General features: G+C 58.1%; 9 protein-coding genes. 3 read left to right on the top strand and 6 right to left on the bottom strand.

What is annotated here, in order from left to right; translation table 11 throughout:
- Window positions 1-105: 105 nt before the first annotated feature.
- From B3759_RS08920 to B3759_RS08900, 5 genes are all read right to left on the bottom strand, one after another.
- Complete coding sequence (locus tag B3759_RS08920; RefSeq protein WP_291365594.1) at window positions 106-1041, bottom strand: FAD-binding protein; 936 nt, start codon at window positions 1039-1041, stop codon at window positions 106-108.
- Window positions 1042-1043: 2 nt separating this feature from the next.
- On the bottom strand, window positions 1044-1793 hold the full coding sequence (locus B3759_RS08915) for an electron transfer flavoprotein subunit beta/FixA family protein (RefSeq protein WP_291365593.1): 750 nt from the start codon (window positions 1791-1793) through the stop codon (window positions 1044-1046).
- 116 nt (window positions 1794-1909) lie between these two features.
- Complete coding sequence (locus tag B3759_RS08910; RefSeq protein WP_291365592.1) at window positions 1910-3541, bottom strand: electron transfer flavoprotein-ubiquinone oxidoreductase; 1632 nt, start codon at window positions 3539-3541, stop codon at window positions 1910-1912.
- 243 nt (window positions 3542-3784) lie between these two features.
- Window positions 3785-4480, bottom strand: a complete 696-nt coding sequence (locus B3759_RS08905) for a 2OG-Fe(II) oxygenase (protein WP_291365591.1) — start codon at window positions 4478-4480, stop codon at window positions 3785-3787.
- Window positions 4481-4606: 126 nt separating this feature from the next.
- Window positions 4607-5839, bottom strand: a complete 1233-nt coding sequence (locus tag B3759_RS08900; protein ID WP_291365590.1) for a multidrug effflux MFS transporter — start codon at window positions 5837-5839, stop codon at window positions 4607-4609.
- Between the two features lie 354 nt (window positions 5840-6193).
- Between B3759_RS08900 and B3759_RS08895 the strand changes: the two genes are divergently transcribed.
- Genes B3759_RS08895 through B3759_RS08885 form a run of 3 tightly spaced genes read left to right on the top strand, consistent with a single transcriptional unit; the run spans window position 6194 to window position 9857 of the window.
- Window positions 6194-6838 carry a sorbitol dehydrogenase family protein gene (locus B3759_RS08895; protein ID WP_291365589.1) on the top strand — a complete coding sequence of 215 codons (645 nt, stop codon included), beginning with the start codon at window positions 6194-6196 and terminating at the stop codon, window positions 6836-6838.
- 21 nt (window positions 6839-6859) lie between these two features.
- Window positions 6860-8494 (top strand): GMC family oxidoreductase, encoded by a 1635-nt coding sequence (locus B3759_RS08890; RefSeq protein ID WP_291365588.1) that lies wholly within the window; start codon window positions 6860-6862, stop codon window positions 8492-8494.
- On the top strand, window positions 8487-9857 hold the full coding sequence (locus tag B3759_RS08885; protein ID WP_291365587.1) for a c-type cytochrome: 1371 nt from the start codon (window positions 8487-8489) through the stop codon (window positions 9855-9857). Before B3759_RS08890 ends, B3759_RS08885 begins: the two co-directional genes overlap by 8 nt.
- A 222-nt stretch (window positions 9858-10079) precedes the next feature.
- On the opposite strand, the gene B3759_RS08880 is transcribed toward B3759_RS08885, so the two are convergent.
- Window positions 10080-11414 carry a hypothetical protein gene (locus tag B3759_RS08880; RefSeq protein WP_291365586.1) on the bottom strand — a complete coding sequence of 445 codons (1335 nt, stop codon included), beginning with the start codon at window positions 11412-11414 and terminating at the stop codon, window positions 10080-10082.
- Window positions 11415-11521 lie beyond the last annotated feature (107 nt).

The raw sequence follows: 11521 nt of genomic DNA, 5'->3' as shown, positions 1-11521 counted from the left end.
GTTTTTATCGACTGTTTCCCCTCGCTCTGGTTCATACGCCCATAAAAAAAGCCCCACCGGACAAAGGATGGGGCTTTCATAAAATATCAGGAAGTTGACCGGCTTTCAGAGAGCCTTGGCCAGCTCCGGCACGACCTCGAACAGGTCGCCAACAAGGGCGTAGTCCGCAACCTGAAGCATCGGCGCCTCAGCATCCTTGTTGATCGCCACGATTACCTTGCTGTCCTTCATACCGGCGAGATGCTGGATCGCACCGGAAATGCCGACAGCAATGTACAGCTCAGGAGCGACGATCTTGCCGGTCTGACCGACCTGACAGTCGTTCTCGGCGTAACCGGAATCGACCGCCACGCGGGAAGCGCCAATGGCGGCTCCGAGCTTGTCGGCCAGCGGCGTGAGCACGGACTGGAAATTCTCGGCGCTACCCAGACCACGACCACCGGAAACGATCACGCGAGCCGACTCGAGCTCCGGACGGTCACTGGTCGGTGTGTGTTCGGAAACGAAGCGGGAAACCGTGTCCTGAACCGTCACATTGACCGCATCGACAGAAGCGGAACCGCCTTCAGCCGGAGCCGGGTCGAAGTTGGTCGCACGGATGGTCAGAACCTTCTTCGCATCCGAGGACTTTACCGTCGCCAGCGCGTTGCCCGCATAGATCGGACGAACGAACGTATCGGCATCGACGATAGCCATCACGTCAGGGATCGGCTGAACGTCGAGCAGCGCGGCCGCGCGGGGCAGGACGTTTTTACCGACAGCCGTGGAAGCGGCGACGATGTGGCTGTAATCGCCAGCCAGCGAGACGATCAGGTCGGCCACAGGCTCGGCCAGTTCATGGGCCAGCACGTCGGCACCGGCCTTCAGCACCTTGGCCACGCCCGGCACCTTGGCGGCGAGAGTAGCTGCCGCTTCGGCGTCGGCTGCATTGCCTACGACCAGAGCGTGGACATCGCCCAGCTTGGTGGCAGCGGTAATGGCGGAACGGGAAGCCTGACGGATCTGACCGGCTTCGGTCTCGACAAGAACAAGAACGGTCATGATCAGATCACCTTCGCTTCGTTGCGCAGTTTCTCGACCAGTTCGGCCACGGAGCCGACCTTGATGCCAGCCTTGCGGGTCGGCGGCTCAGCCACGGAAACCGTCGTCAGACGACGGGTCATGTCCACGCCGAGGTCCGTAGCCTGAATCGTCTCAAGCGGCTTCTTTTTGGCCTTCATGATGTTAGGCAGCGAAGCATAACGCGGCTCGTTGAGGCGCAGGTCAGCCGTGACAATGGCTGGAACGCTGAGAGACACTGTCTCCGTGCCGCCATCGACCTCACGGGTGACTTCCGCACGACCGTCCACGATCTCGACCTTGCTGGCGAAGGTGCCCTGACCCCAGCCGAGCAGACCGGCGAGCATCTGGCCCGTCGCATTCATGTCGTCGTCGATGGCCTGCTTGCCGAGGAAGACGAGGTCCGGCTTCTCTTTCTCGACGATCGCCTTCAGCACCTTGGCGACGGCCAGAGGCTCCGGGCTTTCTTCCGAGAGGACGAGAATGGAGCGATCGGCACCCATCGCCATGGCCGTGCGGAGGGTGTCCTGCGCCTGCTGGACACCGATGGACACGGCGATCACCTCGGTCGCAGAGCCTTTTTCACGCAGACGGACGGCCTCTTCGACGGCAATCTCGTCAAAGGGGTTCATCGACATCTTCAGGCCAGCCGTCTCAACGCCGGTGCCGTCCGATTTGACGAGAACCTTGATGTTGTAATCAACAACCCGCTTTACCGGGACAAGTATCTTCATCGTCTCTCTCGCATACTACCCGCAGGTGGTGGCGCGCGCGGACGTGGGCGCAGGAACCACGCCCGGCGATCGGGCCACCGGAATTGACGGCTGCCTTAACGTACTATCGACAAAAATCACATACCCGCAGGGTAATTCGGACCGCCGGCTCCTTCTGGTGTGCACCAGTCAATATTCTGCGTCGGGTCCTTGATGTCGCAGGTCTTGCAGTGGACGCAATTCTGGGAGTTGATCACCAGCCGTGCTTCAGTGTCCGTATCCACCGCTTCATAGACCGCCGCCGGGCAGTAACGGCTTTCAGGTGAGCGGAACACGTCCCAGTTCACTGTCTTCCACAGGCCCATGTTCCGGACCTTCAGATGAACCGGCTGGTCTTCCTCATGGTTGGTGTTCGACAGGAACACGGACGACAGCTTGTCGAAGGTGATCTTGTTGTCCGGCTTGGGATAGGCGATTGGCGTGCAGAGAGAGGCCGGCTTCAGCGTTTCGTTATCCGCATGTTTGAAATGCAGGGTCCACGGGGCTTTGCCACGCAGAACCATCGCGTCGAACCCGGCATAAAGCGCGCCCAGCTTGGAGCCCCAGCGGGCGAAGGCCGGACGGACATTGCGGGCGGATTTCAGCTCGTCATACAGCCAGGACTGACGTACAAGGCTCGTATAGGCGGCCGGTTCAACCCGGTCGGCCTTCATCGCGTCGATCACGGCTTCTGCGGCCAGCATACCGGACTTCATCGCGGTATGCGTGCCCTTGATCTTCGGCGTGTTGAGGAAACCTGCCGAATCGCCGAGCAGTGCGCCACCGGGGAAGGTGAGGCGCGGGATCGACTGGAGACCACCCTCGGACAGGGCGCGTGCACCGTAGATCAGGCGTCGGCCACCTTCGAAATGCTTGCGGAAGACCGGGTGCAGCTTCGTGCGCTGCATCTCGTCGAACGGTGACAGCCATGTGTTCTCGTAATCGAGACCCGTGACGAAGCCGTAGGAGACGAGATTCTCGCCGAAATGGTAGAGCCACGCGCCACCATAGGTCTTGTCGTCGAGCGGCCAGCCGAAGCTGTGCACGACCAGACCGGGGCGGTGGTTCTCGGCGGGGATTTCCCACACTTCCTTGATGCCGAGGCCGTAGGTCTGCGGATCGACGCCTTTGCGCAGGTTGTAGTGTTCCATCACCTGCTTGGTGAGGGAGCCACGGCAGCCTTCCGCGAACAGTGTGTATTTCGCGCGCAGCTCCATGCCGGGCTGGTAGTTCGGACCTTTCTCGCCGTCACGGGTGATGCCCATGTCGCCGGTCGCCACGCCCACCACGCGGTTTTTCTCGATCAGCACTTCCGCGCCCGCGAAGCCGGGATAGATCTCGACGCCGAGCGCTTCCGCCTGTTCGGCCAGCCAGCGGCAGACATCGCCGAGGCTGACGACATAGTTCCCGTGATTGGCGAGGTGCGGCATCACGCGGTCGAGCGCCGGAATTCTGAAGCCCTTTTTCTCAGTGAGGAAATACATTTCCTCCTCGGTCACCGGGGTCTTCAGGGGAGCGCCGCGCTCCAGCCAGTCGGGGAACAGTTCCTCAAGAGCGCGCGGCTCGATCACCGCACCGGAGACGATGTGTGCGCCTATCTCGCTGCCTTTCTCGATCAGGCAGACATTGGCTTCGGGGTTAAGCTGACGCAGGCGGATGGCTGCTGCCAGACCCGCCGGGCCGCCACCCACGATGACGACATCAAATTCCATCGCCTCGCGTTCGCTCATCGGTCCTCGTTCCTCATCGTCAAATGCCGTGGGCGAGAAGGCAGAATGGCGCTTTCTCGCGGGCTGTCTATGAATTGAAGTGTCCGGGTAAGGTGTTCGTCCCGGTTTGCCAAGGCTGTTTATCTTTCTGAAAGGCCTGAATAGGGGCGTTTCAGAAGTAAGTGTGGCAGAAAAACTGTTGGTTCACTGATGTCTGGTGTCAGGTCAGAAAGTCTCGCGCTTTATTGGTCAGGCGACATCACCTCACTGCGCCGGGCCGAAAGCCAGTTCCTGCGTTGCGCGCCACGTTGAATCAACGAAATTGACGATCAGCCCCCGTCGCAAGCCGTTAATGGGCCGCTTCTGAAAGCCATGCCAGGTGTCGTCGCCCGGCACGAACAGGGTGCCGGTATTGAAACGGCCACTGCTGCGGACGACGGTTTTTCCCTCTGCGTTCATCAGGTCCGTGCCCCATTGCTCGGCGTCATCATGGGTGGACAGCGGAATGAGCAGCGTCAGTTTCTTCGCGCCGATGTCGGTATGCGGTTCCAGCCAGAAACCGTCTGTATCGAGACTGAGTTCCAGCCGAAGCGCCGTGTGATCAAGCTTCGTGCCGCAGAGCGCTTCCACGGCGGAACGTCCTTCCGGGCTGTCGAACATATGAGCCAGCACATCCAGTCGTGCATCCCGCGCCCGGGCTTCCGGCTCTACGAAAACACGGGAGCCGTTGCGCGTCTCACGGCGACCGCCGGTATCGCCTGCAACGGCATTAGCTTCCGGTTCCCACGCGACGAGAGCCTCGCACGCTTCCTGCGGCAGGATGTTGGACAGCGTCCAGTGCCGGAACGGGGTGGTCGAACACTCCGCCGTGTCGAGAGAGTTACGCAGGCCCGCGATGGCGGCCTCACAGGCTGTGCGGTCTGAAGCCAATGCCGATGTCCGTGTGCTGTGTGTCATCATCATCCTTTTCGCGCGCGGCGGAAGAAAGGCCGGTGCGATCAGACCCTGTAACGCGACAGCAGGAGAGGCGTTCGCGACAAGGGACGCCCTGTCTAGCAAAAAGGTGAGAGGATGGCGAGCGAGACGTCAGGTTTCGGCGCAGCGGAGGATGCGGAAGATGTTGGCGATCACCATCATCGCTGCGCCGACCGCCATCACGCAGGCCGTCGGGATGATCGAATCCGTCGGCATATAGCCCATCATCAGGCCGCTGACAGCGCCGATGCTGAACTGCATCGTGCCCAGCAGCGCGGAGGCGCTTCCCGCATGAGCGCCGTGATGATGGAAGGCGAGCACTGTTGCGTTCGCGCCGATAAATCCGAGTGAGCCCGTCATGAACATGATCATCATGACAACGAAGACGGGTGTCTGGGCCGTGATGACATGCGTGGTGGTCAGCAGCACGTTCATGGCTCCGGCAAAGGCGCACCAGCCGATACCAAACTGCATGAGGGTCTCGAGACGCACGCGATGCACCAGCCTGCCGCTGATCTGGGTGCAGAGAATAAAGATGGCGGCGTTGACGCCGAAGAAAATGGCGAAGTTCCGTGGAGAAAATCCCATTAGGTGCTCGAACACCACGGGCGCGCCACCGAGATAGGCGAACATCACAAAGGTCGAGGCGCTGGCGATAAGCGCGTTCAGAAAGAAGTGCGGCTCCCGGACAATCATCGCATAGCGCGTGAGAATCGTGCTGACGGGCAGGCGCAGTCGGCGTGCGAGGGGCAGGGTCTCCGGCAACACGAACCAGACGCCCGCAATGGCCGCGACACCGTAAAGGGCGGCCACCCAGAACATCCAGCGCCATGTCGCGATTTCCAGAATTAGGCCGCCGATGGAAGGGGCGAGGATCGGCATTACGCCAAAGACGAGGGTCAGTTGGGTCATGATATGCGCCCCGGCTCTGCCAGTTGCGATATCGCGGATCATGGCGCGGGGGATGACAGCGCCAGCCGAACCGCCGAGGGCGGCGAAAAAGCGGAACAGGCAGAACAGCCGGTAGTCGGATGTCATCGCACAGCCGATCGAGGCCAGCGTGTAGAGTGCGAGCCCCGCGACCAACGGGCCGCGGCGGCCGAAACGGTCTGACAACGGACCGCAAGAGAACTGTCCCACCGCCAGTCCGATGAACCATGTCGCAAGAGTGAACTGCGCCGAACCGGGGCCGCCGCCCAGTTCCTGATCCAGAATCGGGAAGGCGGGAAGGTACATGTCGGTGGACAGGGGGCCGAGCGCTGTAATCAGTCCCAGCAGGGCCACAAGGTAAAAGGGCAGGCGCTGACTGGCCTGCATCGTCTCTACTGACATCTTGCCTGACATGTCTGGCACCCGCCCTGAAAAGGAGGAACGGCTATGCCGTCTTGGGGCTGGGCTGTCCATGCCGGATTGTGAATGGTGTCCTGCATCTGACGGGATGGGTTTTGCATCCGTCCAACGCAAGATGACGAATGTGAGACGAGGTTGGGTGAGAAAGATGTTTTTGAAGCACAGAAATGTTTCACAAGATGTTTTAAAAGAATTTTCAAATAAATCTCATTCATCCAATATGTTATTTTACAATCTTTGATGGTTGCGTGAACATAATTCACGGCCTACGACCTTATGAAATGGCAAATTCATGTTGTGCGATCTTTTGGTGGCGCAACGAATATCGACAAGGAGCTGTTCAGGAGAATGGCAGAAAACTCTTCATCGCTCTGGATGGTTTCTCCCAACAGAATGCGTTTGAGCAGATTGCTGCGAATGTCGCGGCGCGATGTTCTGCTGGGCGGTATGGGGACGGTCGCAGCGGGAGGCCTTGTCTCCGCCCAAGCGGCGGAGCCGGATGCACACGGGTCGAATGTGCCGGGGCAGCCATCGCTGCTTTCGGTCAATGATCCTCTGGTGAAACAGTTTCTGGACCTGTCGCATCGCCTGACGGATCGGGACGCTCTGGATGAGTGGATCGCTGCGGCGCTCTGCACAAACATCGTGCAGTCTGATGCAAAGCGGAAAGAGCAGCTTCAGGGAATGCATGCCCTGCTTGAAGGCGGCAAGTTCGCCTCCGCGTCCGACTTTGCACGTGCTGCGGAAAAACACGATCCAGCGTTCAAAGACGTGATCCATGACATTATGGCGGGCTGGTATCGTGGCGTCGCCAACGGAAAGGTCGTGGTTTATCGCTCGGCCCTGATGTTCGATATCACCAAGGATGCCGTCTATCCGAAGACATATGCTGCTGGTGGACCGTTCTACTGGACGTCGAAACCGCCAGAAGTTGACCCGCCGAAAGGTCAGCCCGCTCTGTCTCCGTCGAAATTCGTCGTCGAACCGACCTGAAAACAGAAAAGTATAATCCTTATGTCTTCAGAAAATCTCTCCGCCGATGTCGTCATCGTCGGGTCCGGTGTTGCGGGTAGTTCGATCGCCAACGAACTGGTGCGTGCGGGTATTTCCGTCATCGTGCTGGAAGCAGGCCCGCGTGTAGACCGCCAGCATTTTGTGGAAAATTTCCGTAATCTGGAAAACAAGCCGTCCTATCAGGAGCCGTTCCCCTCCGTGCCTTGGGCGCCCCATCCGCCCGATCAGCGTACCCCCAACGAATATCTGCACACGACTGGGCCGGACGCCGAAGCCTATCAGCAGGTCTACCTGCGGATGATCGGTGGGACGACCTGGCACTGGGCCGGGTGTGCCTGGCGTTATCTGCCTTCGGATTTCGAGCTGAAAACCCGCTTTGGTCAGGGCCGTGACTGGGCTCTGAAATATGACGATCTCGAGCCGTTCTATTATCAGGCTGAAGTGATGATGGGTGTCTGCGGCCCCGATCCCGCCGTTGAGGATCTCGGTTCGCCGCGCAAGCAGCCGTACCCGATGGACGCGCTGCCTATTTCCTATGCCGCGCAGCAGTTCCGCAAGCTGATTGATGAAAAGACGCCGTGGCGCGTGGTGCATGAGCCGCAGGCCCGTAACACACGCCCATACGATAACCGTCCGACCTGTGAAGGTCACAACAACTGCATGCCGATCTGTCCGATCGGGGCGATGTATAACGGCAGTTATTCGGTTTACGATGCCGAGGCCGCTGGCGCGAAGTTCATTCCCAACGCTGTTGTCTACAAGATTGAGCGTGACGAGGCGAACAAGCTCGTCACCGCGGTGCATTATCTCGACCCGGACAAGGGCTCCCATCGCGTCACCGGAAAATACTTCGTCATTGCGGCGCACTGCATCGAGACGGCCAAGCTCCTGCTTGTGGCGGCTGACGAAAAAAGCCCCACAGGCGTCGCCAACAGTTCCGATCAGGTTGGTCGCAACATGATGGATCACACGGGCGTGCAGGTGACCTTCATCAGTGGCGACAAGGCTTTGTGGCCGGGCCGTGGTCCGCTGGAAACCAATGTGATCGACAACTTCCGCGATGGTGAGTGGCGGAAGGAGCGTGGTGCCTATCTGGTGCACATGGTGGATGATAATCAGGTCGATCTCGCGACCCAGATGGCCATCGCCAAAGGTTATGTCGGACGTGAACTCGAAGAGCGTATCCGTTATCTGGCCGCGCACACAGTGCGTCTGTTCAGCCATAACGAGGCGTTGCCCGATCCGAACAACCGTCTGACGCTCAGTAAAACCCGCAAGGATGTTCTCGGGATTCCGCATCCGGACGTTTACTACAAACTGCCGGAATATACGGTGCGTAGCTGTGAGCATACCCGCAAGGTGTTCCGTGAGCTGATCGGGCTCATGCACGGCACGGATGAGCAGTGGACGCCCGGCTATTTTCCACAGGACCATCCCTCAGGCAGCACCATTATGGGCGTGGATCCGAAAGATTCCGTTGTGGACGGTCATTGTCGCACGCACGACCATGAAAACCTGTTCATCGCCAGTTCTTCCGTCTTTTCAACGGTGGGCACCGGCAACATTACCCTGACGGTTGCGGCACTGGCTCTGCGCGTCGCCGACACGCTGAAAAAAGAGCTGAACCATGCCTGATATTTTCAAGACATTCCGTTCTTTTCTGATTGCGGGCAGTGTTCTCGGTGCATTGCATGCAGCACCCGTTCAGGCGGCAGATGAAAAGGCGGAGGACAGCAAGGCTGCGGCCGCTTCTCCGGCTCCGGCCCCAGCCGCACCGGCTGCGGATGATGAGGCTCTGCTCAAACGCGGTGCGGACGTCGCGCTTGGTGCCGACTGCATGGCCTGTCACACGACAAAGAATGGAAAGCCATTTGCTGGCGGCCTGAAGATTGCAACCCCGATGGGGAATGTCATCTCAACCAACATCACGCCAGACCCCGAGCATGGCATCGGGAAATATACGGAGGCCCAGTTCGACGAAGCCGTGCGTCACGGTATTCGCGCTGATGGGGCCAATCTCTACCCGGTCATGCCTTATGTGTCCTATGCCGGAATGACCGATCAGGACCTGAAGGCGCTGTATGCGTGGTTCATGCACCGCGTGCAGCCCGTTGCGAGCACGCCTCCCGAAACAGCTCTGACATTTCCAGCCAACGTGCGATCCGCCATGAAGGTGTGGAACATGCTGGCGACGTCTGAAACACCCGAGACGGGTGACTCCATGACGTTCGACACTCTGAGACGCGGAAAATATCTCGCCAATGCACTGGAGCATTGCGGAACCTGTCATACACCTCGTAACTTCATGCTGGGTGAGAAGACGGATCGTTATCTTGGCGGCGCTGAGCTGGCCGGATGGTATGCGCCCAATATCACGTCCAGCAAAACAGGCGGCATCGGGGACTGGAGCGAAGACGATATCGTCTCCTATCTGAAGACCGGTCAGGCTCATGGACGCGCCCAGGCGGCCGGTTCCATGGGAGAAGTCGTCTCTTTCAGCACGAGCAAGCTGAGCGATCCGGATCTGCATGCGCTGGCTGCCTACATCAAGCAGGTTCCAGCTCTTGATGACGATGTGGATCACAAGCCGCGTGACAGCTTCGGCCAGCCAATGAACGATCCCGACATCCGGACAGAGGCTCCGAAACGGATCGATAATCTGGACCAGATGAGCGCTCTGCAGATCTTTGATGATAACTGCGCCGCCTGTCATGGGCGGAATGGCGCTGGAACAGCTGATCATTCCGTTCCGTCGCTGTTTTCCAATTCGGCGGTGGGAACAGCCCGTCCGGATAACCTGATTATGGTGATCCTGAATGGTGTTGACCGGAAAGCTGGTGATCATCATGCGTTCATGCATGGGTTCGATGACAAGTCTAAGGTTGAACGTCTGAGCGATGCGGAAATCGCCAGTCTCGTGAATTTCCTGATGGAAAAATTCGGTTCGGGCTCCGTGAATGTCACGCCTGAAAAGGTTGCGGAATTCAGAAAGCAGTGACGCTCAGAGAATCTAACGCCTTGCCAGTGTGTGAGGCGTTAGCTGCGGATCACGTGTAGGGAAGTTTTGAGAGGGCTTTGCTTGGAAAGCCTCGGAGATGTCGCCCTTTTTGAAAAGACGACATTTGGAAGCGCTCATTGTCTTTGAAATACGTCGTGTTACGACGAAGCGTAAATGAGAGCGCTCTGTCCTGACCTTATAAAAAGGTCAGGACGGTATAGATCACGCAAACAGTGATGCAAACAGATCCTGATGGCTGCTGGCAGCAGTGTTTGTCTGCGTTGTCGCAAGGCTTGCGCCATAAGACGATGCAGAGGAAGAGCCGCCTGTCAGATCGGTCAGGATATTGCCTGCAAAGTTCAGGGCGTCCGTAAGACCTGTTCCGACGATGGAGACGACAGGCGCAAGGAAGTCAGCGGAAATCGCCGGAGCGATGTCTGCCATGACGTCCTTGATGGTGTCTGTCACCAGATCCGTCGGAAGAGCGGGAAGGCTCAGCGTTACTTTTGAAGCCGTCATGTCGCTTGCTGTGAGCGTTGATCCTGCCGGAAGCTGGAGCTCGGAAGGAAGCGTCATGCTGCCGGTGATGCCTGCGTCCGCAGCTTTGGCAAGTGCAGAATAAATATTGGTGACAGCATCACCAGATTTTGTGTCCTGCTCTTCAAGACGCGTGGCGCGCAGAGCGTCAAGTTCCGTGGAGTTGGTGACATTGACTGAGCTGATGCCGGCATTCGGAGTGGCGATCCACTCACTGTTGCCGAACCAGCTTTTGCCGACATACTCATAGCCGTTGATCAGATTGGGATTGCCGGCGGCGCTCTGTCCCAGAACGTCTTCCTCAAAAGCGCGCGCGATGACTTCTGCCTTCACAGTTGTCTGTACGCTTGCATCGACGATGGTGGGCACGCCAACCTGAAGAATATTCAGGAACTGATCGACTTCATTGGTGATCGAACCGGAATTGAAGGTCAGGCCCAGCTCTTCAATCGCTGTATTGCCTGTGACAACAACGGCGTTTGCGGTTGTGGCAATGAATTTATCGTAATGTTCCGGATCTGCCATGATGGCCTGACCCACAGTCTCCGTGCCTTCGAACGGGGTGTTCCAGTAATAGAAGGAGCCGCCCCAACCGCCGACTGTCATGCCACCATAGGAAAGCGATGTTCCGATATCGTCCTCAAGCATCGAATTGATGCTCTGTAGTGTGCCGGTTTCTATTGTGCCGTTGATGACAGCAAGGCCGATCTTGTCAGACAGCGACTGGAAATCAACGGTTTTTCCGTCCCAGGCAGCGCCATACGCTGTGGCGGCATGGATAAAGATATTGCCGAAACTGGTGGGATCGTCACCGTTTACTGTAATGGCCTGCTGATACCAGAACTGACTTGCATCATCGAGCGTATCCGTGCCCGCAGCATTCGCGGCGTCAAGAAAGGATATCATGTCCTGATAGCCCTTCAGCGGATTGGCTGTACCGTTATCCGTGTCGGTACGAAGCTTTTCGATCTGCTCTTCAGTCAGAGTCAGAGGTGAAGAAGTCGACGAAGACTCCAGCATTTTTTCATCCAGAAAAATTTTCTGCGGTGCAGAATGGTTGCACTAAAAGTAAAATGAATGCTCTCATTTTACTTTATTGGTTTTTTGATTTTGGCGGGTTGTATCCT

Origin of the sequence: Acetobacter sp. UBA5411 (assembly GCF_002409645.1) — a bacterium.
Lineage (GTDB): Bacteria > Pseudomonadota > Alphaproteobacteria > Acetobacterales > Acetobacteraceae > Acetobacter.
The sequence above is the reverse complement of the archived record's forward strand: the minus strand, read 5'-3'. Positions and strand labels throughout refer to the sequence as shown.